Origin of the sequence: Stenotrophomonas sp. CC22-02, assembly GCF_004365115.1 — a bacterium.
Classification (GTDB): Bacteria; Pseudomonadota; Gammaproteobacteria; order Xanthomonadales; family Xanthomonadaceae; genus Stenotrophomonas; species Stenotrophomonas forensis.
In genome coordinates, this window is record NZ_SOCO01000001.1 from 3,817,368 (window position 1) to 3,842,313 (window position 24,946).

Consider the following 24,946-nt stretch of genomic DNA (forward strand, 5'->3'; position numbering starts at 1 on the left):
CAAGGCCGGCACCCACCACACGTCAAGCCGACCACGCCAGGCATCCGACTTCGCTCAATCGTGCTCGATGCCGCACCAGCCCGGCAGATAGCGCGCGTCAGCGTGGCGGGCATGCTCGGTGGCAGTGGCCACCGCCTGCTGGAAATCCCGGCGGATCACCTTACGGGTCATGCGCTGGCGGAAATGATCCGCCCACAGGAACTCGGCGAACGGCTGCACCGATTTGGCGTAGCCGCCGCGACGGCGGACTTCGCCGGCCAGCGAGCGATGCGGGTCATCGGCGAGGTCCAGCAGCGACTTCGGCATCGCCGACGGCGGCTGCCGCACGCCCTCGGCATCGAACGGATGCGCCCAGCAGTAGCGCTCCATCACCGTCCAGAACAGCTTCCGCGGAAGGTGCGAGAGATCGGCCTGCACCGCGGTCAGCACGTGCTCGATACCTTCTTCGTGCAGGGCCAGCGCCAGGTGATGATGGTCGATCAGGTAGAACCGCCCCGACGGCCCCACCACCACCGGCACCATGTGCCGCCCGAGGTAGCGTTCCTCGTCCTGCTTCGGCAACGTCTTCCACTGCGCACGCTTGCGCTGGACTTCCAGCAGGCCCACGCTCATCTGCGTCGGCCGCAGTTCGAGGATGGCGACCGGCGAAAGCCGCGGTTCGGGAATGCGGGTCATGGCGTGCCTCGTGTGCGGTAGTGGTCAACGGCCTGTTGCACGCTGTGGGTGGTTCCGTCCGGCCCCAGCAGGGCGGCGATGCCGAAGCGATCCAGCGCCTGCATCGCGCGCAGCGAGCCCAACCGCGCGATGACGAACACGATGCCCTTCTGCTGGCAGAGCCCGATCACCTCGCGCAGGGTCTGCGCGGCGCTGTAGTCGATCTCGACGATGGCACTGCCCTCCAGCACGATCAGCCCGGGCGGTGGCGTCGCCTCGATGCTGGCCAGCAGCTGCCGCTTGAAACTGTCGGCGTTGGCGAACAGCAGCGGCGCCTGGAACGCCAGCACGGTCACGCCGGGTTCGCTCTCGCCACGGCTGCCCGGCCACCAGACGGTGCTGCCCGGCAGGCGGGTCAGCGTCAGCATCGGGCTGTGCGCGATCATCCACACGCCATGCAGCAGGGCCAGCCCCACGCCGATCGCGATGCCCGACTGGATCGGCAGGCACACCACCGCCAGGAAGGTCAGCACCGCCAGCAGCGCTTCGCCGCGCGCGCGGCGGGCGATATCGATCAGCACGCGCAAGCGGAACAGGCGCACCGCCACAAACAGCAGCACGCCGGCCAGTGCCGCATCGGGAATGGCACCGAGCACGCTGCCGCCGCAGAACGCCAGCAGCATCACCAGTGCTGCGGCGATCAAGGCGCCCAGCTGCGAGGTGGCCCCGGCCTCCACCGCCACTGCGGTACGCGGCGGACTGGCATTGACCGGGAACGCACCGAACGCGGCCGACAGCAGGTTGCCGGCGCCGACGCCGAGGAAGTCCTTGTTGACGTCGGGCTCTTCCTCGCCGGGAAACGCACGATCGACGGCGGCCACCTGCATGATGATGACCAGGGTCAACAGCAGGGCCAGCGGCACCAGCGTGGTGAAGGTCGCCAGCGAGGGCAGCTGCCACGCGGGCGGATAGGGTGACACCGCACCGAGCGTCGCCACGCCCAGCCGTTCGGCGCCCAGCGTAGCGACCAGCACGGTGGCGATGGCCACGGCGATCAGCGCGCCGGGAATGCGTGGATTGATCCGGTCGCACAGAGCCATGGCCAACAGCACGCCGAAGCCGATCACGGTCGGCAGCAGCTGTGCCCGTGGCAGCGCCAGCAGCAGTTCGTACAGCCGCTCCGGCAGCTCACTGGACTGCAGGCTGACACCCAGTGCCACCGGCAGCTGCGAAGCGGCGATGTGCACTGCAATGCCGCCGAGGAAGCCGGTCACCACCGGCACCGACAGCAGCGCGGCCACCACGCCGATGCGCAGCAGCGCCGCCAGCGCCAGGAACACCCCCACCAGCAGCGCCAGCACCACGGCACTGCCGGCCAGTACGCCGCTGTGCTGCGCGGCCAGGCCGGCCAGGGTGAGCGCGAAGATCGGCGTGATGGTGGAATCGGCGCCGACGGTCAGCCGGCGGTTGCGGCCCAGCAGCACGAAACCCAGCGTGCCGCCGACGAAAGCGTAGAAGCCGACCTGCGGTTCGAAGCCACCGAGCCGCGCCGTCGCCATCTGTTCGGGCAGGGTGATTGCGGCCAGGGTCACGCCCGCAATCGCATCGCGCGTGGCCTGCGCCGGTCGCCAGCCACGCAGGCCCTGCAACGGGGCCAGCAGCGATCTGAGGCGGTTTGCTTCGTCCATGCCGGGTTCGGGCGCGCGGGTACGTTGCAGCCACTATCGGCGTTGGGAAGTGGAAATGGCGTCAGCGGTCAGATCCATTTCTGCTTATGGGATCCGGCCCCGAGGGTGCAGTAGATCCACGCCATGCGTGGATGGAACGGCACCGACCAGGGTCGGCATCTACAGAACAAGCCCGATCAGCGCGGCACGCTGTCTTCGCTCACCAGCGCATGATGCATGCCGATGCCCGCGCGCACTCCTTCGGCGGTGGCCAGGGTGATATTGCCGACCGTGGTCGCATCGCCTGCGGCATACACGTTCGGCACCGAGGTCTGCTTCAGCGCATCGACCTCGATCAACACGCCCAGCGGGCTCTCGGCCAACGTGCAGCCCAGCCGCTGCACCAGCGGCGTGGCCATCGCCTGGGTGGCCGGCACGAACAGTGCCCGCTGCGCGACGCGACGGCCATCGGCCAGTTCCACTTCCAGCCAGCTCGGCTGGTCGCCCTGCACGCCCAGTACCGGCGAGGTCTCGATCTGCACGCCACGCTGCTGCATGGCGGCGCGTTCGTCATCGGTGATCGGCAGGCCCTGGCTGAAGAAGGTGACATTGCCCCAGTCGGCGAACAGCGGCGCCTTGCTGGCCGACATCGGATGGCCACCGAGCAGGCCGATCGCACCGCCACCGACTTCATAGCCATGGCAGTAGGGGCAGTGCAGCACGGTGCTGCCCCAGCGCTCGGCCAGGCCGGGCAGGTCCGGCAGCTGGTCGGCGATGCCGCTGGCCAGCAGCAGTTTGCGTGCGGCCAGCACCTGGCCGTCGGCGGTTTCCACGTCCACGCCCTCGGCGGTGCTGCGGGCATGCACCGCTTCGGCGTGCAGCCAGCGCACGCTGGGGTAGTCCAGCAGTTGCTGGCGTGCGGTTTTCAGCAGCTCGGCGCCGCTGACACCATCCAGCCCCAGCACGCCGTGCGAATGGCTGGCGAAGCGGTTGCGCGGCGAACCGGCGTCGATGATCGTGACCGGGCGACGGGCGCGGGCCAGGATCAGGCCGGCGGCGATGCCGGCATAGCTGCCACCGACGATGAGCACATCAGGATTCATGGTGACCTTCCAGGGAACGGTGATGGGCGAGATGGCGGGCGAAATCGGCGCCGAGCTGGTCCAGCGTGGCTGCCTGCAGGCGCTGTTCGAGCAGGCGCTGCGCCTCGCGTGCGCCCTCCAGCAGGGCGCTGTTGACCAGCTGCTGGATCGGGCAACCGCCGCCGGAATCGCGGGCGCCGACCTGTACCAGCGGCGGCGCGCCTACGGCCAGATAGATGTCGTGCAGGGTGATGGTGGCGGCGTCACGGGCCAGCTGGCTGCCGCCGCCATGGCCGCGTGCGCTGTGCACCAGGCCGGCCTTGTGCAGCTGCGCCAGCAGGCGCCGGATCACCACCGGATGGGTCGGCAGGCACGACGCCAGCTGTTCGGAGGTGCGCGGTGCGGTCTGGCCGACCAGATGCGCCATCACGTGCAGGGCATCGGAAAGCGGGTTCGCGGATTTCATGTAACAACAATAGTTACATTTAAATCCCCTGTCCAGAGTCTGCTTTTGTTCCATCTGGACACATTTGTCCTATGAAACGTTCCCTTCACTTCGCTAAACGAAACGCGAATGTGATCAACGTCGCACTTCAGAGGTGATCGAAACCGGTCGATACCGCATCGCCCCTTCCCGAGAGCCCCTTCCGATGAATGCGTCTGTCCGTGCACCCCGCCTGCAGTCCAAGCTGCTCGGCGCGGTTTCCGTTGGCCTGGCCGTAGTCCTGTTGTGCGCCCTGGCAGGTCTTGCTTCCGCCTGGTTGAAGCTGTCCACCGATGTCCCGCCCGAAGTCGCGCACAGCCGCGATGCCGAACGCCTGCAGCGCGAGTTCCGCGGCCAGGTGCAGGAATGGAAGAACGTGCTGCTGCGCGGGCACGACGATGCCTTGCGTCAGCGTCACCTGGAGGCCTTCGACAGCGAAGGCCGTCTGGTCGAACAGCTGGCCAAAGGCCTTGCCAGCAGCCCGGATGCGCGCACGCGCGAGCAGGCGCAGGCCTTCATCGGCCTGCATGCGCAGCTGCAGAAGGACTATCACGCCGCGCTGCAGGCCTTCGCCGCCGCCGGCTACGATCCCGCCGCTGGCGACACCCTGGTGCGTGGCAAGGATCGTCCGGTGGCCACCGCACTGGATGCGCTGAGCACGCAGGCCACGCAGGTGGCCGAGGCGGCACTGGCGGCGCGTTCGCAGCAGGCGCGGCAGACCCTGCTGCTGTGCGCGGCGCTGACCGTGCTGGCCGCGGTGCTGCTGCTGATCGGCCTGGCCTGGTGGTTGCGGCGTGCGGTGGTGCAGCCGGTGCTGGCGGTGGAAGCTGCCGCACGCGCGGTCGCCGCTGGCGACCTGCAGCACGTGGTGCGGGTGAGCAGCCGCGATGAGATCGGCCGCCTCGCGCAGGCGATGCAGGCGGTGCAATCCACGCTGCGCGGCGTACTGGACGCACAGGGCGCGATGGCGCAGGCGCACGAGGCCGGCACCATCAGCCATCGCATGGATGCCAGCGCCTTCCCCGGCGCATTCGGCGAGATGGTGGCCGACAGCAACGCGCTGGTGGATGCGCACATCCAGGTGAAGATGCGCGCGATCGCGATCATGGGCCGCTATGCCATCGGCGACCTCAGCCAGGACATGGAACGCCTGCCCGGCGAGAAGGCGGTGATCACCGAAGCGCTGGATACCGCCAAGGCCAATCTGGGCACCATCAACGGCGAGATCCGCCGCCTGGCCGAAGCCGCCGCCGCCGGCGACTTCAGCCAGCGCGGCGACAGCGCGCGCTTCGAACATGATTTCCGCGCGATGGTCGACGGCCTGAACCGGCTGATGCAGGCCACCGAACTGAACCTCGGTGAGGTTTCCGGCATGCTGCGCGCGATTGCCGATGGCCGCCTCGGCGCACGCATGCACGGTGATTTCCAGGGCGTGTTCGCCCGCATCGCCGGCGACGCCAACACTACCGCCGCCCAGCTGGCGACGATCGTCACAGACATCAAGCACGCCTCCGGCAACATCCACACAGCGGCGGCGGAGATTGCCGCCGGCAACAACGATCTGTCGCGTCGCACCGAGCAGCAGGCTGCCAACCTGGAAGAGACCGCCGCTTCGATGGAAGAGCTGACATCCACCGTACGGCAGAATGCCGAGCACGCACGCCAGGCCAACCAGCTGGCGATCGGCGCGCACAGCGTCGCCTCGCAGGGCGGCAGCGTGGTCGGCCAGGTGGTGGCGACGATGGGCGCGATCGAGACCTCGTCGCGGCAGATCGCCGAGATCATCAGCGTGATCGATGGCATCGCGTTCCAGACCAACATCCTGGCGTTGAACGCTGCGGTGGAAGCGGCACGCGCCGGTGAACAGGGCCGGGGCTTCGCCGTGGTCGCCAGTGAGGTGCGCACGCTGGCGCAGCGTTCGGCCGCTGCGGCGAAGGAGATCAAGTCATTGATCGAAGCGTCGGTGGAACAGGTCGGGCACGGCGCGCAGCGCGTGCGCGAGGCCGGCGACACCATGGCCGAGATCGTGGCCTCGGTGCAGCGCGTGACCGACATCATGGCCGAGATCTCCGCCGCGTCGCAGGAACAGAGCGCTGGCATCGAGCAGGTCAGCCAGACCGTGATCCAGATGGATGGCACCACCCAGCAGAACGCTGCGCTGGTGGAAGAGGCCAGCGCCGCTGCACGCAGCCTGGAGCAGCAGGCGAACCGCCTGATCGACGCCGTGGATGTGTTTGACCTGTCGGCAACGGCAGCGGCAAAGGATGCGCTGCAACGTGCGGCCTGATTGATCCGGTTGCCGGCCAGCGGCCGGCACTACCGTGGAACGCGGACATGGGTAGCGCCCGACCGTGGGTCGGGCGACGGCAGAACAGTGCGGACCCACGGTCCGCACCCACCGGAGCCTGTGGTAGTGCCGGCCGCTGGCCGGCAACCCGGCGGCAACGCTCAGCGCAGGTAATCGCTCTGCGCCATCGCTTCACCGAGATAATCGAGGAACGAGCTGATCCGCGCTGACACCGCCGTGTTGCGGTAGTACACCGCATGGATCGGCTGGTACACCTCCAGCGTCTGCGCGGCCAGCACCGGCACCAGCGTGCCGGCGGCGCGGTCGCGATCGGTGACGAAGTCGGACAGGCAGGTGATGCCCACCCCTTCCACCGCCAGCCGGCGCAGCGTCTCGCCACTGGACACCGCGATGTCCGGTCGCACCAGCAGCAATCCCTCCGACTCCCCGGCCAGCGGCCAGCGGTTCAGCGATTCCGGCTCGTTGAAACCAAGCAGGGTGTGCTGGCCCAGCGCGGCGACCGTGCTCGGCTCGCCCAGCCTGTCCAGATAGGCCGGGCTGGCCACCAACCGCAGCCTGCAGCGGCCCAGCGACCGTGCATGCAAAGTGGAGTCGGCCAACGGTCCGATCCGGATCGCCAGGTCGGTGCGCCGTTCCAGCAGGTCGATGTAGCGGTCGGAACTGTTCAACTCCAGCTGCACGTCCGGGTAGCGCTCTCGATAACCGGCCACCAGTGGCGCGATCACGTGCAGCACGAATGGCATTGCCGCGTCCACGCGCAGGCGCCCGGCCGGGCGCTCGCGGCGCGCCGCCATCTGTTCCTCGGCCGATTCCACCGCATCGATGATCGCGCGCGCATGGCGCCGGTACGCCTCGCCCTCGGCGGTCAGGTGCAAGCGGCGGGTGGTGCGGGTCAGCAGCGTGGTGCCCAGCTTGTCCTCCAGCCGCCCCAGCGCGCGGCTCACGCCCGACGGCGTCTGCCCCAGCTGCTCGGCGGCGGCGCTGATCGAACCGCTGTCGATCACCGCCAGGAAGGCCTGCATTTCATCAAGCGTCGTCTTCATGCCGCCATTATTGACTGCACGGCAAGAGTGATTGGCGTGAAGACCGGTTTTTCGGCCAGAGATGGCGGCGCAGACTGCGCAGCCTCTTCCCCTGCTGGACCCTGTCATGATCCGTGGCATTCCCCTCGCCCTGCTGGCGTTGACCCTCGGCGCGTTCGCCATCGGCACCACCGAATTCGTCATCGTCGGCCTGATCCCGACCATTGCCGCCGACCTGCAGGTCAGCCTGCCCTCGGCCGGCCTGCTGGTTTCCCTGTATGCACTGGGCGTAGCCATCGGTGCGCCGGTGCTGACCGCGCTGACCGGCCACGTGCCGCGCAAGACCCTGCTGGTGGCGCTGATGGTGCTGTTCACCCTCGGCAACGTCATCGCCTTCATGGCGCCGGGCTACACCTCGCTGATCGCCGCACGCATCCTCACCGGCCTGGCACATGGCGTGTTCTTCTCGATCGGCGCGATCATCGCCACCGCGGTGGTGCCGAAGGAAAAGGCCGCCAGTGCCATCGCCATCATGTTCACCGGGCTCACCGTGGCACTGGTGACCGGTGTGCCGCTGGGTACCTTCATCGGACAGCACCTGGGTTGGCGCGCCACCTTCCTGGCCGTGGCCGGCCTCGGCGTGATCGCCCTGCTGGGCGCGCTGCTGTTCGTTCCGCGCAACCTGCCGCAGAGCGCGCCGGCCAGCTTCCGCCAGCAGCTGGCGGTGCTGGGCCAGCCGCGCCTGTTGCTGGTCTATGCAATGACCGCCCTGGGTTACGGCGGCACCTTCCTGGCCTTCACCTACCTCGCGCCGATCCTGCAGGACGTCACCGGCTTCTCGGCCAATGCGGTCAGCCTGGTGCTGCTGGTGTACGGCGTGTCGGTGGCGATCGGCAACCTGTGGGGCGGTCGCCTCGCCGACCGCCTGGGCCCGGTGCCGGCACTGAAGCGCATCTTCGCGCTGCTGGCCATCGTGCTGTTCGTGCTCACCTTCACCGCCTCCAACAGCGTGCTGATGCTGCTGACGGTGCTGGCGCTGGGGGCCGTGGCCTTCGGCAACGTGCCGGGCCTGCAGGTCTACGTGGTCAAGCAGGCGCAGCGCTATGCGCCGCAGGCCACCGATGTGGCCTCGGGCCTGAACATCGCCGCATTCAACATCGGCATCGCCCTGGGCGCCTCGCTGGGTGGCCTGGTGGTGGAGCACATCGGCCTGATGCACACGCCGTGGCTGGGTGCGCTGGTGGTGGTTGGCGCCTACGCGCTGACCGCGCTCAGTGGTCGCCTGGACCGTCGCGATGGTATCGACCCGCGCGCCGACGGCATTGCCGCCACCGCGCATTGATCCATGCAATGCACCGTTGCCGGCATGCATACGGCACGTGGCCTACCCTCTTTCCTCTGCTGGTCCCTCCCCCCTTGGAGCTTTCCATGACTGTCCCCGCTTTTGGCCTCGGCACCTTCCGCCTCAAAGACCAGACCGTGATCGACTCGGTGCGCAACGCGCTGGAGGTCGGCTACCGCGCCGTTGATACCGCGCAGATCTACGGCAATGAAGCCGAAGTCGGCCAGGCCATCGCCGAATCCGGTGTGCCGCGCGACGATCTGTACCTGACCACCAAGGTGTGGATCACCGAGTTCAAGCACGATGCGTTGCTGGCCAGCCTGCGCACCAGCCTGGAGAAACTGCGCACCGACCGCGTCGACCTGGCGCTGATCCACTGGCCGTCGCCGAATGACAAGGTCGACGTGCCGATGGAGGAATACCTGCCGGCACTGGCCGAAGCCAAGGCGCAGGGACTGACCCGGGAGATCGGCATCTCCAACTTCACCATCGCGCAGACCCGCAAGGCGATCGAGATTCTCGGTGCCGACGCGATCGCCACCAACCAGGTCGAGATCCATCCGTACCTGCAGAACCGCCTGCTGGTGAAGTTCCTGCAGGACAATGGCATCCACATCACCGCCTACATGAGCCTGGCCTATGGCGAAGTGCTGAAGGACCCGGTGATCCAGGCCATCGCCGGCCGCCACCAGGCCACCCCGGCACAGGTTGCGCTGGCCTGGGCGCTGCAGCAGAGCTTCTCGGTCATTCCGTCGTCGACCAAGCGCGAGAACCTGGCGGCCAACCTGGAAGCGGCGGCCGTGCGCCTGACCGACGAAGACATGGCGCAGATCGCCAAGCTCGACCGCGGCCAGCGCCTGGCCAACCCGGAAGGCATCGCCCCGGCCTGGGATTGATCCCGACCGTGTTTGCGGCACCGAATCGGTGGGTGCCGACCTTGGTCGGCACTGACCTGTGATCGATCGTTGAAACAGCGTGCCGACCAAGGTCGGCACCTACCAAAGGCGGGGCTGTTTCTCGTCCTGCAGCAACCAGCTACGCATGGCGGCGCTCACCTCATCCGGCTTTTCCATCGGCGCCAGGTGCCCGCAATCGGGCACCACCACCAGCTGCGAATGCGGCACCAGCGCGTGCATTTCCTGGCCCACTGCCAGCGGCGTGATGCGGTCGTTGGCACCGCACACGATCAGCAGCGGGTCGCGGTAGTCCGCCAGCACGTCATGCCCATCGCGGCGCTCCAGCGCGCTCTGGCGCAGGAACACTTCGGCGCCCAGCCGCGCGGTCATGTCGCGCACGCGCTGAACCAGCACGTAGTCGTCCAGCCGCGAGGCATCGATGTAGCTGCACATCAGTGCATCACCGAAGCCATGGAATTTCCCCGGCAGGCGCACGCTGGCACGTTGGCTGCGGCGCTGTTCGGCGCGCTCGGGCGAATCGGCATGGATCGAGGTGTCGATCAATGCCAGCTGCACTACCCGCTCCGGAGCGATACGCAGGATCTGCTGGGCGACGAAGCCACCGAGTGAGAAGCCGGCCAGCGCAAACCGCTCCGGTGCCTGCGCCAGCACGTCTTCGGCCACCGCCTGCAGGGTTTCGCCCCGGGTCTGGTCGCCCACCGTGCAGTCGGCGATATCGGCCAGGTCGGCCAGCTGGGCGCGCCACAGCTCGGCATCGTTGAGCAGGCCGGGGAGCAGCAGCAGGGGAATGCGGTCGGTCATGGCGGTATTGTCGCGCCAGTACGGTGACGGAGCCATGCCGCATCGGGCCATTGGGTTGTAGAGTCGAGCTTGCTCGACTGCTTCCCGCCGTAGAGTCGAGCTTGCTCGACTGTCTGGCTGGCAGTCGAGCAAGCTCGACTCTACGACACGGACGCGACCATGGCAGACCCCTACAACAGCGGCATCCCCTCCCCTCCGGCGCTGCGCTTCGACGATTCGCTGGTCACCACCGCCTTCGAGCTGCCCGGCTACCGTGTGGCGCGCAACCTCGGCGTGGTGCGTGGCATCACCGTGCGCTCGCGCTCGATCGTCGGCAACTTCCTGGGCGGCATCCAGACCCTGTTCGGCGGCAACATCACCATCTACACCGAACTGTGCGAACAGGCCCGCGAGGAAACCTACCGCGACATGGTCAAGCACGCGCGGCAACTGGGCGCCAACGCGATCATCGGCATGCGCTACGACGCCACCGATGTGATGACCGGGCTGACCGAGGTGCTGTGCTATGGCACGGCGGTGGTGGTGGAACCCCTGCGCTGAGGCCGGTGTGCCGCCGGGCGTGATTCACGCCACCGGGGGCACCTCCGGCACCTCGACCTGCTGCACCGGCAGGGTCACCATCATCACCGTCGGGTCGTCCGGGTCCAGCTTGGTCTTGAAGCCCAGGCTCTGGCACATCGCCAGCATGGTGCTGTTCTCGCGCAGCACCTGGCCCTCGACCACATCCAGGCCCAGCCACTTGGCGTACTCGATCATGATCGCCATCAGCCGCCAGCCGATGCCGTGGCCCTTCAGGTCCGAGCGGATCAGGATGCCGTACTCGCCGCGGTGGTAATCGGCGTCGGCGTGCAGGCGCACCGCGCCGAGCATCTCGCCGCTGCGCGGTTCAATCGCCACCAGTGCGATCGAGCGCGCGTAGTCCAGCTGGGTCAGGCGCGCGATGAATTCGTGGCTGAAGTGCTTCACCGACTGGAAGAAGCGCAGGCGCAGGTCCTCGTCGCTGACCCGGGCGAAGAACGCGCGGAACAGCGCGTCGTCTTCCGGCCGCACCGGCCGTACGAAGGCGCGGCCGCCGTCGGACAGTTCGATGGTGCGCTCCCACTCTTTCGGGTACGGGAACACCGAGAAACGCGGATGGCCGCGGCCCTTGTGCAGGATGCGCGAGGGCGCAATGGCGACGCGCGCATCCAGGGCGAGGATGCCCTTGCCATCGACCAGCAGTGGATTGATGTCCAGCGTGCGCACTTCGGGGATGTCGGCGGCCAGCTGCGCTAGCTTCACCAACGCCAGCGCCAGCGCGCGCTCGTCGGCGGCCGGCACGTCACCGTAGGCCTTGAGGATGCGTGAGGCACGGGTCTGGCCGATCAGTTCATGGGCCAGGCGCAGGTCCAGCGGCGGCAGTGCCAACGCCTTGTCGTTGATCACTTCGACCGCAGTGCCGCCACGACCGACCACGATCACCGGGCCGAACGTGGCGTCGTCGGCAATGCCGACGATCAGCTCGCGTGCCTTCGGGCGGACGATGGTCGGCTGTACCAGCAGGCCATCGATGCGTGCGTCCGGCCGCAGCTGGCGGGCCCGCGACAGGATCGCATTGGCCGCGCTCTGCACTGCCGGCAGCGTGCCCAGGTTGAGGCGCACGCCATCCACTTCCGACTTGTGCGGAATGTCCGGCGACAGGATCTTCAACGCCACGCTGGCGCCGCGCTCCAGCAGCGGCTGCGCCAGGTCCATCGCCTCGTGCGCATCGCGCGCGTGCATCACCGGTGCGGACGGAATGCCATAGGCCTTGAGCAGTTCGTGGGTGGCCAGCGGGTCCAGCCACTGCTGGCCGTTGGCCAGTGCGGCATCGACCAACGCGCGCGCGGCCGCCGCATCGACATTGAAATCCTGTGGCAGGCTGGGCGGCGTTTCCATCAGCGCGTTCTGCGCTTCGCGGTAGCGCACCAGATGCTGGAAGCCACGCACGGCTTCGGCCTCGGTCGGATAGGTCGGCACCCGCGCCGCGTTGAGCGTGGCGGTGGCCTGGTCGTCGTTGCCCAGCCACACCGCGAACACCGGCTTGTCGCGGTGATGGCGCGGGCGCAGGCCGAGCGTGCGGGTCAGCGCCTGCGCTGCATCGGCGGACGAGGTGAACGCGGTCGGCACGTTGACCACCATCACCGCGTCATTCTCGCTGTCGGCCAGCAGCGCTTCGATGGCCGCGGCGTAGCGGTCACCGTCGGCATCGACCACGATGTCGACCGGATTGCTGCGCGACCAGCCCTGCGGCAGCACCGCGTCGAGCTTTTCGATGGTGCTGTCGGACAGGTTGGCCAGCGTGCCCCGCAGTGCGATCAGCTGGTCCACTGCAAGACGGCCGACACCGCCGCCGTTGCTGAGGATGGCCAGGCGCCGGCCGGGGAAGGTGCCCAGCCGCCCCAGCGACTCGGCGGCGGTGAACAGTTCGTCCAGCGCCCCCACGCGCAGCAGGCCGGCGCGGTTGAACGCCGCGCCGTAGACATCGTCGGCGCGCGCAAGCGCCTGCACATGGGTATCGCGGCTGCCCGGCTGCACGCGTTCGGCGCGGCCCGACTTCACCACCACCACCGGCTTGGCACGGGCGGCGGCACGCGCGGCCGACATGAACTTGCGCGCGTCCTTGATCTGCTCGACATAGAGCAGGATGGCGCGGGTGCGGTAGTCGGTGGCGAAGTAATCGAGCAGATCGCCGAAGTCGACATCCATCGTGTCGCCCAGCGAGACCACGGCAGAGAAACCGACCGAGCGCGCCACGCCCCACTCCACCAGTGCGGCGGCAATGGCCGAGGATTCGGAGATCAGCGCGAGGTCGCCGGCCTGCGGGAAATGCGCCGCAATGCTGGCGTTGAGCCGCGCATGCGGCGCGATCACGCCCAGGCAGTGCGGGCCGAGGATGCGCAGGCCGTGCGCGCGCGCCACCGCCTCCACCTGCGCCGACAGCGAGCCGGGGCCTTCGCCCAGGTGCGCGGTGAGGATGATCGCCGCCTGCACGCCACGCTCGGCGGCGGTGCGCACCACCTGCGGCACGATCGCCGCCGGCGCGGTGATCACCACCAGGTCGGGCACCCAGTCCAGATCCTTCAGCCGTTTGACCGTGCGGATGCCATCGATCTCGGCATGCCGCGGGTTGATCCAGGCGACCTTGCCGGGAAAGCCGGTACCACGCAGGTTGCGCATCACCGCACGGCCGGCCGAGCGCTCGCGCGGGCTGCCACCGATCACCGCGACCGACTGCGGACGGAACACAGACTGCAGATGGTAGGTACTCATGCGCCTACGGTACCCAAAAAGGGGACGGAGGGGATTAAGTCGTTTGTGGCACAAACGACTTAATCCCCTCCGTCCCCTTTTTGTTACAGCAGCGTGCCGTGCAGGATCATCGCGGCGATGCTGAAATAGATCACCAGGCCGGTCACGTCCACCAGGGTGGCGACGAACGGGGCCGAGGCGCTGGCCGGGTCGAAGCCGAGGCGCTTCAGGATGAACGGCAGCATCGAGCCGGACAGCGAGCCGAAGGTGACGATGCCGACCAGCGCCGCACCGATGGTGATCGCCAGCAGGATCCAGTGCTCGCCGTAGTCGTGCAGGCCACCCAGCTGCCAGATCACGATGCGCACGATGGCCAGGCAGCCGAGGATGGCGCCGAGCACCATGCCGGTCGGGATCTCGCGCAGGGCCACTTTCCACCAGTCGCGCAGACGCAGTTCGCGCAGCGCCAGGCTGCGGATCAGCAGCGAGGTGGCCTGCGAGCCGGAGTTGCCACCCGAGCTCATGATCAGCGGAATGAACAGGGTCAGCACCACCGCGCGTGCCAGCTCGTCCTCGTAATGCTGCATCGCGCTGGCGGTGAGCATCTCGCCCAGGAACAGCACGCTCAGCCAGCCGGCGCGCTTGCGCAGCATCTCGAGGAAGCCGATCTGCATGTACGGCTTGTCCAGCGCTTCCATGCCGCCGAACTTGTGCGCGTCCTCGGTGGACTCCTCGATCAGTGCATCCAGCACGTCGTCGACGGTGACGATGCCGAGCATCTGCTGTTGCGCGTCGACCACCGGGATCGCCAGCAGGTCGTGGCGGCGGATCAACCGCGCCACTTCTTCCTGGTCCATCAGCGCGTCCACGGTCACCGGCGGATTGACCTGGGCCACGTCCAGGATCGATTCCTCCGGCAACCCGGTGATCAGCCGGCGCATGGTCACCACCTGCTGGAGGTGCTGGCTGGCCGGGTCCAGAACGTAGATCGCGTACACCGTTTCGCGGGTGCGCTCGACCTGGCGGATGTGCTGCAGGGTCTGCGCCACGGTCCAGCTGGCGGGCACCGCCACGTACTCGGTGGTCATCAGCGCGCCGGCGGTGTTGGGCGGGTAGCTCAGCAGCTTCTGGATGGCCTGGCGCGCATCGGTGCCCAGCAGCGGGATCAACCGCGCGCGCTCGTCCTCGTCCAGCTCGTGCACGATGTCGGTGGCACGGTCGTCGGCCATCAGCCCGAGCAGGGCGGCGGCGCGGGCCGGCGGCAACGCGGCCACCAGCTCGCCGCTGCGGTGCAGCTCCGGTGCTTCGAGCATCTTCACCGCACGCGGCAACGGCAGCGCTGCCAGCGTGTCCGCGGCGCGCGTCAGCTCCAGCGTATTGAGGAACTCCACCGCGTCGGCGGTGTTGTAGTTCGCCAGGGGTGCGGCCAGGGCAGCAGCATCGGCCCCTGCGCGCAGCAATTGCTTCTGGTTCATCGGTTCTGCCTTGTGGGGGTGCGACCTCGCGCAACGCCAACGCAGGCAAACCGTCCCGATGTCAGGCGGTGGCCATCGCTGGCGTCGAACGAGGTCGACTTCTACTGTCGCTGGACATGGGTTGGGGACTCCGGGATGCGTGTGCCGGCGGACGCGCCGCCAGCGGCGGGGAGTCTGGACCTGCCGGGCATGCAGGTCAACCCGGGGCCAGCCGGCACCGTTGCCGGCACGCGTGTCCTCGTGCGTACACGCACCGGCGCGCATAATGTGGCCGTGGCGTTCGCCATGCTTTCCCTCCTCCGAACGGACGCGCGGCCGGTTCCCCCGATGACCAGGTATTCCCATGCATAGCGGTGGTCTGGAACTGGCGCTGGTGCTGCTGCTGGCGGCGGTCATTGCCGTGCCGGTGTTCAAGAAATTCGGCTTCGGTGCGGTGCTGGGCTACCTGGCGGCCGGCGTGGTGCTGGGTCCTGACGGGCTGGGCTTCGTGCAGGACGCCGACCGCATCCTCGGCGCCGCCGAGATCGGTGTGGTGATGCTGCTGTTCGTGATCGGCCTGGAACTGTCACCGGCGCGCCTGAAGGTGATGCGCCGCTCGGTGTTCGGTGCCGGTGCGGCGCAGGTCGCGCTGTCCGGGCTGGTGCTGGGCGGCCTCCTGCTGCTCGATCATTTCCAGTGGAAAAGCGCGCTGGTGGTGGGTGTGGCGCTGGCGCTGTCGTCCACCGCGGTGGGCCTGCAGCTGCTGTCCGAGCACAAGGCGATCAACAGCGACCATGGCCGGCTGGGCTTTGCCATCCTGCTGTTCCAGGATCTGATCGCGATCCCGTTGCTGGCGGCCATTCCGCTGCTGGGCGGGGTCAAGAACGAGACGCTGCGCTGGGAGGATGCCGCCGTGGCGCTGGGTGCGCTGGCGGTGGTGATCCTGTGCGGGCGACCGGTGCTGCGCAAGGTGTTCAGCATCATCGCGCGCACCCGCAGCCCGGAAGTGTTCACCGCCACCGCCCTGCTGGTGGTGCTGGGCACCGCCTGGTTCATGCAGGAAGCCGGCCTCAGCCCCAGCCTGGGTGCGTTCCTGGCCGGCGTGCTGCTGTCCGACTCGGAATTCCGGCACGAACTGGAAGCACAGATCGAGCCGTTCAAGGGGCTGCTGCTGGGCCTGTTCTTCATCGCGGTGGGCATGGGCATCGACCTCGACCGCATCGCGTCCGAGCCGTGGCTGATCGCCGCGGGCGTCGGCATCCTGCTGGTGGTCAAGTTCGGTCTGCTGTACGTGATCGGGCGTATTGCAAAGCTCAGTTCGCGGCAGTCGCTATTGCTGGGCAGCGTGTTGTGGCTGGGCGGTGAATTCGCCTTCGTGGTGTTCAACGAAGCGCAGCGCGCGCACCTGCTGGGCAACGCCAACCATGACCGGCTGGTGGCCATCGTCGGCCTGTCGATGGCGATCACACCGCTGCTGATGATCGCGCTGCTCAAGCTGCTCGGCCAGGAGAAGGCCGCACCGCGCCAGGCCGCCGAGGCTGACAAGGTGGCACCGGACAATCGGCCGAAGGTGCTGATCGCCGGCATGGGCCGCTTCGGCCAGGTGATCGCGCGCCTGCTGACCGCGCAGAAGGTGCCGTTCGTGGCGCTGGAGGCGAACCCGGACACCGTGGCCGACCTGCGCCGCTTCGGCAACCAGCTGTACTACGGCGACCCGACCCGGCCTGAAATGCTGCGCGCAGCGGGCGGCGAGCACATCGATGTGTTCGTGATCACCGTGGATGACCCGGAGACGAACCTGCGCGCGGTGCGCATGGTGCGCCGGCTGTATCCGGATGCAACGGTGCTGGCCCGCGCGCGCAACCGCCAGCATGCGTGGCGGCTGATGGACATGTCGGCCGAGCCGTTCCGCGAAGTGTTCGGCACCAGCCTGGAGATGAGCGGGCGTGTGCTGACCGCGCTGGGTATTGCGGCGAACGTGGCCGAGCGCCATGTGCAGCGCTTCCGCGAACATGACGAACAGCTGCTGCGCGACCAGTACCTGGTCTACGACGACGAGGCCGCGGTGATCCAGACCTCGCGCGATGCGCGCAACGACCTGATGCACCTGTTCGAGGCCGACGCGGAAAGCGACGACACGTAGGCGTGCCGACCAACGGTCGGCACCCACCACAGATTGCGGTAGTGCCGGCCGCTGGCCGGCAATCTCGAGATCCCGGAGGTTTCATGAGGTTGCCGGCCAGCGGCCGGCACTACCCATTTCCAGGGATCAGCCGTTATCGCGCAGGAACCGGGCCATCGAGGAAACACCCGGCACGCGCGGCTCGAACTCACCGGCCACGTCGATGAAACCGCGCATCACGGCGATCTCGCGTGGGCTGCGGTTGAGGCTGTCGCGCACTTCCGGATCGGCACCGGCGCGCAGCAGGCGCTGCACCAGCAGCGGCAGGCCATGCAGGGCGGCCAGATGCAGCGGGCCGAAGCCGCGCGGGTCGCGCACGTCCAGGCTCACGTCCTCGTCCAGCAGGCGCTCCACCGCGGCCATCACCACCTGCTCGTCGCAGGCGGTACCCGGCTCGGCGCGTGCGCCCAGCAGCAGCAGCAACGGCGTGACCGAACCGGCAGCGGCCTGGTCCGGTTCGGCGCCGGCCAGCAGCAGGGTGTCGAGCAGGGCCAGCAGGCGCGAGCGGTCACGGGCACTGAAGCCATACAGCGCGGCACAGTGCAGCGGACCCAGCTGCTGCGCGTCACCGGCATGTACATCGGCGCCAGCGGTCAGCAGGCGCGCGACGATGTCCGGCAGGCCCAGCGCCGAGGCCAGCATCAGCACCGTCACACCGCCCGGCAGGCGATGTTCCAGCTTGGCACCGGCATCGAGCAGGGCCGAGACGATATCGACCTGGCGCATGCTGACCGCCGCCGACAACGGCGTGGCACCACTGGCCGCCGCGTGCTGCGGATCAGCGCCACGCGCCAGCAGCAGATCGGTCACTGCCAGATGGCCGCCACCGGCCGCACGCAGCAGCGCGGTGCAGCCCTGTGCATCGACCGCGTCGACCGCAAATCCCAGATCGATCAGGCGGCGTACCGCATCGACGTCGCCGGCCATCGCGGCGGCCGGCAGATCGGCCTCGCGCAGGGTGCGTCGCGGCAACGGCCACACCCGCCAGTCCAGCCAGTCGGCCAGGTCACGGCGTCCAATCGACAGCGCCACGCCCAGCGGCGTCTGGCCATCAGCGGCGCGTGCTTCCGGCGAGGCGCCGTGCTGCACCAGCAGCTTCAATGCACCTTCGCGAGCCAGCGCGGTGGCCAGATGCAAGGCGGTCATGCCGTGGCTGTCGCGCGCTTCGCGATCGACGCCAGCCTTCAGCAGGGCCTGCTGCAGGCGCAGCCAACCCAGGCGTACCGCCAGCGACAGCGGCGGATCGCCGGCCGGCGAGGCCGCAAACGGATCGGCGCCACGCTCCAGCAATTCCAGCGCCAGCTGTTCCAGCCCTCGGGCGGCCTGGTCGTGCTGGGCGCAGGCGGCGAGGAAGCGCGCAAGGCCACCGCGCCCGGCCGGCGACAGGCCACGCTGCAGCATCACCTGCAGTGCCGGCACCGCATCGATGCCGCGCGACAGCAGCGCGAACATCGGCGTGTCGGCGCAGGCGTCACGCACATAGGGATCGGCGCCGTGGCCCAGCAGCCAGTCGACCGCACGCGGCTCCAGCGCCAGCTCAGGATCGAGCAGCAGGCCACCCAGTTCTTCCGGCTGGCACAGCCTGGCCAGCGCGGCCATGCCTTCGGTGTTGCCGAAGCCCAGCGCTTCACGCAGCAGGGTCAGCGGCGGACGGTCCGGCAGCAGGCCGCTGGCCATGGCCGCTTCGCCGCGCTCGGCCAGCCCATCACTGACGGCGGCCGGCAACGGATAGGACGGGTCCAGCAGGGCCACGATCGCCCAGCGACCCGCTTCGGCGGCGTAGTCCACCGCGCGGCGACCGACCGGATCGGCGGCATCGGCGGCGATGCCCAGCTCGACCAGGCGCTTGATCAGCAGCGGCGAGACATCCTCGGCCATCACCGCCAGCTGCACTGCGTTGCGGCCTTCGCCGTCCACGGCGACCAGGTCCGGTTTGTGCGGCAGCAGGTGCTCGATCACCGCAGCGCGACCGGCACGGGCCGCTTCCAGCCACGGCGTACGGCCCAGCGCATCGCGCGCTTCCAGGTTGGCGCCGGCACCGAGCAGCACGCCGATGATCTCGACGTGGCCCGCCAATGCGGCCTCGTGCAGCGCGCTGCGGCGCTGGCGATCACGCGCGTCGGCGCGTGCCTTGTGCTTGAGCAGCAGCTGCACGCCGGCCGGATCGTCGTCTTCGGTGGCGGCGGCGGCCAGCAGCACCGGAGTGCCTTCGGCCGGCTCGCTGCGGGCACCGCGTTCGAGCAGGAAACGCGCCAGGCGCCAGTTGCCGACCTGGCAGGCCACCGCCAGCGGTGACCAGCCATCACTATTCAGCGCATCGACTTCGGCCGCGGCATCGCGCAGCAGCGCCGCCACGCCCGGGTCGGAACTGCGCGCGGCATGATGCAGCGGCGTGTTGCCGTCGCTGTCGGTGGCGCGCGAATCGGCACCGTTGGCGAGCAGGGTCATCACCGCTTCGGGGCGGCCATGCCAGCTGTCACGGGTCGCCGCCAGCAGCGGGGTCATGCCGCGGTGCGGCGCGTTCACGTCAACACCGCGGGCGATCAGCTCGCGCAGCAGGCGCAGGTCTGGCAGCACCGCGGCCAGTACCGCCAGGCTGCGCTGGTCGCGCCAGTTCGGGTCCGGCAATGCATAGGGATCGGCACCGGCCTGCAGCAGCTGCAGGCCGCGGTCGATGCGGCCATGGCGGGCGGCTTCGTACAGGGCCGGGGTCAGTTCCTGCGGCGCCATCGCCTCCAGCGGCGCAGTCTCGGCCGCGGCGGCGAACATCGGTTCGTGTTCGTGGCTGGTCGCGTTCAACGCGCCGGTACGCAACGACACCAGCGGTGCGGGTGCCACCCGTTGCAGCAACAGGTGCAGCAGCGGCGACAGCACCACTACGGCCAGCGCGGCCGGCCAGCGAGCACTTTCCGGCAGCAGGCCCGGCCAGGCCGGCAGCACCACCAGTGCCGCCAGCGCGATCACCAGTGCGGCCACACCGAGGCCGCGCCAGGCGGTCAGGTCACGTCCGGCCAGCGCCTGCCAGTGCTGGGCCAGGCTGCCATCCAGGCGTTCCACATCATTCCACAGCGGCCAGGTACGCCAGGCCGCCAGCAGGCCGGCACTGACCAGCACGCTCAGGCCCAGCACCGCCGCCAGGCTGCCGCTATCGCGCAGCGCGGCCAGCGGCCAGGCCAGCAGCAGCGCCAGCAGGACCGGTGCGGCCGCCCACAGCGCCAGCAGCGCGGGCAGGTCCTGGCGCGCAACCACCTTCAACGGCAGCAGCGCGCGGCTGCGCCGCCACCACGACACGCCCAGCGCGAACGCAGGCTGCGCCAGTGCGGCAAGCAGGGCGCCCGGGACGCCGCCCACGGCAGCGCCCAGCGCCAGCACGGCGCCAACAGTGAAGGCGATCGACAGGGCACGCGGACGGGAAGGTTCAGTCATAGTGCCGCGGCATCAAGCTGGCCACCGAGGGCGGCACCTGCAGGTAGAAGCCGCGTTCGCTCATTTCGCTGCGAACCTTGTCCGGGTCGGCCTGCGCCAGACGGCGCTGGGCATCCAGGGCAACGTCCAGCACGAAAGTGAGCGTCCCCAGCGATTTGAGCAGCGGCGCAGGCAGCGCGCTGAAATCTTCGCGTCGGGGAACGTAGACGTAGGTGTCCGGCTTGAGTTGGCTTTTATAGACGTAGGCGTGCATGTCCGCGGGACAATAACCCGGGAAGAGCCATGATTGTGTCGGAAAGCCGACACCGGGGAAAGCCGTCAGCCGACGATGGCGGCGTGATCGACGGTGTTTCCCCGACGAGGTTCAGCAATGTGGCGACGGCGTTCAGCCTTGGCCCGGTGCTCAGTGATAGCCGGCGTCGGCGTGTACCTTGCCGCGGAACACCCGGTAGGACCACGCTGTATAGCCGAGGATGACCGGCAGCAGGATCACCAGCCCGACCAGGGTGAAGCCCAGCGATGATGCCGGCGCAGCGGCCTGCCACAAGGTCATCGATGGCGGCAGCAGGTACGGCCACATGCCCAGCACCAGGCCGAGGAAGCCGAGCACGAACAGGGCAAGGCTGAGCAGGAACGGCGGCAGGTCACGGCGCGGATGGGTGGCGCTGCGCCACAACGCGGCCGCCACCGCCAGGGTCAGCAGCGGTACCGGCGACAGCCACCAGAAGTTGCCATCGCTGAACCAGCGGTCCATCAGGCGCGACTGCAGGAACGGCAGCCAGCTGCTGACCAGGCCCATCGCCGCGATCACCGCCACCACCAGCGGCCGGGTCATCTGCCGCGCCAGCGCCTGCACCCGGCCTTCGGTCTTCAGGATCAGCCAGGTACTGCCCAGCAGCGCGTAGCCGGCCACCAGCGCGGCGCCGGTCAACATCGCGAACGGACTGAACCAGGCGAACGGGCCACCGTGATAGACGCCGTCCTGCAGGGGCAGGCCCTGCACCAGCGTGCCGAGGATCACGCCCTGGGCGAAGGTGGCCAGCAGCGAGCCCAGTGCGAACGCCACGCTCCACAACCGGCGTGAGCGATGCGCCTTGAAGCGGAACTCGAAGGCCACGCCGCGGAACACCAGCGCCACCACCAGCAGCAGCACCGGCAGATACAGCGCCGACAGCAGCACCGCATAGGCCTTCGGGAATGCCGCCAGCAGGCCGGCGCCGCCCAGCACCAGCCAGGTCTCGTTGCCGTCCCAGATCGGTGCGGCGGTGTTCATCATCAGGTCCAGCTGTTCCTCGTCTTCGGCGAACGGGGCGAGGATGCCGATGCCGAGCACGAAGCCATCCAGCACCACATACATCAGCACACCGAAACCGATCACCGCGAACCACGCCACCGGCAGCCAGGTCATCAGGTCCATGTCAGCGATCCTCCAGCGGTTCGTCGGCTGCCGACAGCGGGCGCGCCGGGGTATGGCTGCCGTGGTCCAGCGATGGCCCTTCGGCATACGGCTGCGGCCCATGGCGCAGGATCTTCACCAGGTACCAGATGCCCCAGCCGAACACGAAGGCATAGCCGACCACGTAGACACCCAGCGACAGCGCGGTCATCCACGCACTCTGCGGGCCCACTGCGTCGGCGGTGCGCAGCACGCCATATACCACCCACGGCTGGCGCCCCATTTCGGTGACGAACCAGCCGGACAGCAGTGCGATAAAGCCACTCGGCAACATCCAGTTCCAGCCGCGCAGCAGCCACGGCGAATCCAGCAGCTTCCGGCGCCACAGCTGGAATGCCGAGACCCAGGCCAGCAGCAGCATCAGCGTGCCCAGCCCGACCATGATGCGGAAGGCGAAGAACACCGGCGTCACCGGCGGCCGTTCGCTGGCCGGCACCGAGGTGAGCGGATCGAAGCTGCCGTCCAGCGAATGGGTGAGGATCACGCTGCCCAGCTTCGGGATCGCCACTTCGAAATCGTTGCGCTCTTCCTTTTCGTTGGGCAGCGCGAACACCACCAGCGGCACGCCCTCGCCTTCCTTGGTTTCATGCCAGTGCGCTTCCATCGCCGCGATCTTCATCGGCTGATGCTTGAGCGTATTCAGGCCGTGCATGTCGCCGACGAAGATCTGTACCGGCACCGTCAGCGCCGCGAACGCTACCGCCGCGACCAGCATGCGCCGCCCGGCTTCCACATGCGTGCCCTTGCGCAGGTACCACGCGCCGACGCCACCGATCACGAAACAGGTGGTGATGAACGAACCCAGCGCCATGTGCGCCAGGCGGTACGGGAACGAGGGGTTGAACACCACCTGCCACCAGTCCACCGGGTGCACGATGCCGTTGACCATCTCGTAGCCGGCCGGCGTATGCAGCCAGCTGTTGGAGGAAAGAATCCAGAACGTGGAGAACAGCGTGCCCAGCGCGACCATGCAGGTGGACAGGAAATGCAGGCGCGGCGACACCCGCCCCCAGCCGAACATCATCACGCCGAGGAAGCTGGCTTCCAGGAAGAACGCGGTCAGCACTTCATAGGTCAGCAGCGGGCCGATGACCGTGCCGGCCACTTCGCTCAGCCGCGGCCAGTTGGTACCGAACTGGAAGGCCATGACGATGCCGCTGACCACGCCCATGCCGAATGACACGGCGAAGATCTTCTGCCAGAAGAAATACAGCTCGCGCCACACGGGCAGTTTCGTGCGCAGCCAGCGCCATTCAATGAAGGCCAGCCAGCTGGCCGTGCCGATGGTGAAGGCCGGGAACAGCACGTGGAAACTGATGACGAATCCGAACTGGATCCGGGACAACAACAACGCGTCCAAGGGACGCCTCCTGCCTGCGACCGGTGGGATACCGGACCACTTTAGGAGGATTTGGTTAAGCCGGGATGCGACCGGGTGACGCGCTGCTTCACTTTGTCGCAGGGGTCAACCGCTCTGGTAGCTGCCAACCTTGGTTGGCACACACGCCCAAACGCCGACCAAAGTCGGCATCTACCAGGCCCACCGCCCGGAGGGCGCCTCAGTTCCAGAAATACCAGGCCGCCGCAGCCAGCAGCGCGCCAAACAACAGCACCTGCACCACCACGTAAAGCACACCGCTATCGCGCGATTCGGCTCCAATGCGCTTCTGCAGCGCCTCGCTCACATCCGGCATCTGTTCCTGCTGCGCCTGTTCACGCAACGCCTGTGCCAGCGCGCGCTCGTCCGCATCGCGAGGGTCAGTCGATTGGCTCACAGCAGTTCTCCGGCGGTGGCGTGCCGCGTCAGCTCCTGCTTCAGGATCTGTCGCGCGCGGTACAGGTGGCTCTTGATGGTACCGCGCGCCAGCCCGGTGACCTGCTCGATCTCGGCCAGATCGAAGTCCTCCAGATAGTGCAGGCCCACAATCAATCGCTGCGGCGCACTCAATCGCTCCAGTGCCGCGCCCAGCTGGCGACCGGCCTGCAGCGATTCGCTGAATTCAGCCGGCCCGGGGCCTTCATCGCCGATGCCCAGTTCCTCAGGCACCTCCACCGCCACCATCCATTGCGCCTCCAGCCGCCGCCGACGCAGGTGCTGCAACGCAGTGGTGTAGGCCACCCGCGAAACCCAGGTGCGCAGCGAGGATTCAAAGCGGAACCGGTGCAGCTGGCGGAACACCGCCAGGAAGGTCTCCTGCAGCAGGTCGGCTACCTGGTCGCGGTCGCCCACCATGCGCCCGATCACATGCGCGCAGGTGCGTTGATGGGTCTCGACCAGCTGCGAAAACGCCGCCTGCGAGCCGTCGATGATGGCCCGTACCAGGGCCTGGTCCGCATCCAGCGGTGCAGCGGGTGCCGCCGTCGCCGTCGCCGCTGCATCGTGGCGGCGACGGCCCCGCAGTGCCGACAATGCTTCGCCGAGCAGGCTCATCTACGGGGCGCCCCCTGTGCCCGTGGCATGCGGCGGCTCAGCCCTTGCGTGCGGCGGGGCGGGTGAAGTGCCAGGCCAGCAGCTGGCCCAGGCCAGCACTGCCAACCAGCGCGGCGGCGGCACCGAAGGTCAGGTCACGGGCGCCGATGGCTTCCAGCAGGGCCATCGCCAGTGCCAGGCAGACCAGGCTGATGCCCCAGCGCAGCGCGCCCTGGCGGCGGCGCTCTTCTTCCAGCACGGCCAGCGAGCGGATCACCTCCTCCGGCACGTGCGGGGCCACCAGCTTGCTGCGGGCGCGGGCATCGGCAATGGCATGGATCGCGTAGGCGATGCAGATGAAGAGGGTGATCGGGATCAGTTCCTGCATGGTCGGGCTCCTGTTCGGTGGATGATGCGGGTTCAGGACAATGGATGCGCGAGCCCGGCAACCGGTTGCAGCAGTTTGCCGAT

General features: G+C 68.4%; 20 protein-coding genes. 5 read left to right on the forward strand and 15 right to left on the reverse strand.

What is annotated here, in order from left to right:
- Window positions 1–54: 54 nt before the first annotated feature.
- From N440_RS17480 to N440_RS17495, 4 genes are all read right to left on the reverse strand, one after another.
- Window positions 55–675, reverse strand: coding sequence for a ParB-like protein (locus N440_RS17480; RefSeq protein WP_133935888.1), 621 nt, complete (start codon window positions 673–675; stop codon window positions 55–57).
- Window positions 672–2,342: a SulP family inorganic anion transporter gene (locus N440_RS17485; protein WP_133935889.1), complete on the reverse strand. Its 1,671-nt coding sequence runs from the start codon at window positions 2,340–2,342 to the stop codon at window positions 672–674. The genes N440_RS17480 and N440_RS17485 overlap by 4 nt, the downstream gene beginning before the upstream one ends.
- A 176-nt stretch (window positions 2,343–2,518) precedes the next feature.
- Window positions 2,519–3,424: an NAD(P)/FAD-dependent oxidoreductase gene (locus N440_RS17490; RefSeq protein ID WP_133935890.1), complete on the reverse strand. Its 906-nt coding sequence runs from the start codon at window positions 3,422–3,424 to the stop codon at window positions 2,519–2,521.
- A complete protein-coding gene (locus N440_RS17495) occupies window positions 3,414–3,869 on the reverse strand; it encodes an Rrf2 family transcriptional regulator (protein WP_133935891.1) in 456 nt (151 codons plus the stop codon). Before N440_RS17495 ends, N440_RS17490 begins: the two co-directional genes overlap by 11 nt.
- Window positions 3,870–4,053: 184 nt before the next feature.
- On the opposite strand from N440_RS17495, the gene N440_RS17500 reads away from it, so the two are divergent.
- The gene (locus tag N440_RS17500) at window positions 4,054–6,174 is read left to right on the forward strand and encodes a methyl-accepting chemotaxis protein (RefSeq protein WP_133935892.1); all 2,121 of its coding nucleotides are present in this window, start codon (window positions 4,054–4,056) and stop codon (window positions 6,172–6,174) included.
- Window positions 6,175–6,335: 161 nt separating this feature from the next.
- Here the strand turns inward: N440_RS17500 and N440_RS17505 are convergent, their stop codons facing one another.
- On the reverse strand, window positions 6,336–7,238 hold the full coding sequence (locus N440_RS17505) for a LysR family transcriptional regulator (protein ID WP_133935893.1): 903 nt from the start codon (window positions 7,236–7,238) through the stop codon (window positions 6,336–6,338).
- Window positions 7,239–7,344: 106 nt separating this feature from the next.
- Here N440_RS17505 and N440_RS17510 point away from each other — a divergent pair, with 106 nt between their 5' ends.
- On the forward strand, window positions 7,345–8,559 hold the full coding sequence (locus N440_RS17510; protein ID WP_133935894.1) for an MFS transporter: 1,215 nt from the start codon (window positions 7,345–7,347) through the stop codon (window positions 8,557–8,559).
- Between the two features lie 86 nt (window positions 8,560–8,645).
- A complete protein-coding gene (gene dkgB, locus N440_RS17515) occupies window positions 8,646–9,455 on the forward strand; it encodes a 2,5-didehydrogluconate reductase DkgB (RefSeq protein WP_133935895.1) in 810 nt (269 codons plus the stop codon).
- A 99-nt stretch (window positions 9,456–9,554) separates the two neighbouring features.
- Here dkgB and N440_RS17520 read toward each other — a convergent pair whose 3' ends face one another.
- A complete protein-coding gene (locus N440_RS17520) occupies window positions 9,555–10,277 on the reverse strand; it encodes an alpha/beta hydrolase (RefSeq protein WP_133936052.1) in 723 nt (240 codons plus the stop codon).
- A 159-nt stretch (window positions 10,278–10,436) separates the two neighbouring features.
- On the opposite strand from N440_RS17520, the gene N440_RS17525 reads away from it, so the two are divergent.
- Entirely contained in the window at window positions 10,437–10,817 is a 381-nt protein-coding gene (locus N440_RS17525) for a YbjQ family protein (RefSeq protein WP_006475882.1), read from the forward strand.
- Window positions 10,818–10,841: 24 nt separating this feature from the next.
- Here N440_RS17525 and N440_RS17530 read toward each other — a convergent pair whose 3' ends face one another.
- Window positions 10,842–13,568, reverse strand: coding sequence for a bifunctional acetate--CoA ligase family protein/GNAT family N-acetyltransferase (locus tag N440_RS17530; protein ID WP_133935896.1), 2,727 nt, complete (start codon window positions 13,566–13,568; stop codon window positions 10,842–10,844).
- An 83-nt stretch (window positions 13,569–13,651) separates the two neighbouring features.
- Window positions 13,652–15,022, reverse strand: coding sequence for a magnesium transporter (mgtE, locus tag N440_RS17535; protein WP_053451136.1), 1,371 nt, complete (start codon window positions 15,020–15,022; stop codon window positions 13,652–13,654).
- A 343-nt stretch (window positions 15,023–15,365) separates the two neighbouring features.
- On the opposite strand from mgtE, the gene N440_RS17545 reads away from it, so the two are divergent.
- Window positions 15,366–17,144, forward strand: coding sequence for a monovalent cation:proton antiporter-2 (CPA2) family protein (locus N440_RS17545; RefSeq protein WP_133935897.1), 1,779 nt, complete (start codon window positions 15,366–15,368; stop codon window positions 17,142–17,144).
- 126 nt (window positions 17,145–17,270) lie between these two features.
- On the opposite strand, the gene N440_RS17550 is transcribed toward N440_RS17545, so the two are convergent.
- From N440_RS17550 to N440_RS17580, 7 genes are all read right to left on the reverse strand, one after another.
- Window positions 17,271–20,609 carry an ankyrin repeat domain-containing protein gene (locus tag N440_RS17550; RefSeq protein WP_133935898.1) on the reverse strand — a complete coding sequence of 1,113 codons (3,339 nt, stop codon included), beginning with the start codon at window positions 20,607–20,609 and terminating at the stop codon, window positions 17,271–17,273.
- Window positions 20,602–20,862, reverse strand: coding sequence for a YcgL domain-containing protein (locus N440_RS17555; RefSeq protein ID WP_006476245.1), 261 nt, complete (start codon window positions 20,860–20,862; stop codon window positions 20,602–20,604). Before N440_RS17555 ends, N440_RS17550 begins: the two co-directional genes overlap by 8 nt.
- 150 nt (window positions 20,863–21,012) lie before the next feature.
- A complete protein-coding gene (gene cydB, locus N440_RS17560) occupies window positions 21,013–22,026 on the reverse strand; it encodes a cytochrome d ubiquinol oxidase subunit II (RefSeq protein ID WP_006476247.1) in 1,014 nt (337 codons plus the stop codon).
- A 1-nt stretch (window position 22,027) separates the two neighbouring features.
- Window positions 22,028–23,425, reverse strand: a complete 1,398-nt coding sequence (locus N440_RS17565; RefSeq protein ID WP_008266442.1) for a cytochrome ubiquinol oxidase subunit I — start codon at window positions 23,423–23,425, stop codon at window positions 22,028–22,030.
- 199 nt (window positions 23,426–23,624) lie between these two features.
- Entirely contained in the window at window positions 23,625–23,840 is a 216-nt protein-coding gene (locus N440_RS17570) for a hypothetical protein (RefSeq protein WP_133935899.1), read from the reverse strand.
- A complete protein-coding gene (locus N440_RS17575) occupies window positions 23,837–24,496 on the reverse strand; it encodes a sigma-70 family RNA polymerase sigma factor (protein ID WP_133935900.1) in 660 nt (219 codons plus the stop codon). Before N440_RS17575 ends, N440_RS17570 begins: the two co-directional genes overlap by 4 nt.
- Window positions 24,497–24,533: 37 nt before the next feature.
- Window positions 24,534–24,863 (reverse strand): hypothetical protein, encoded by a 330-nt coding sequence (locus N440_RS17580; RefSeq protein ID WP_005414880.1) that lies wholly within the window; start codon window positions 24,861–24,863, stop codon window positions 24,534–24,536.
- Window positions 24,864–24,946 lie beyond the last annotated feature (83 nt).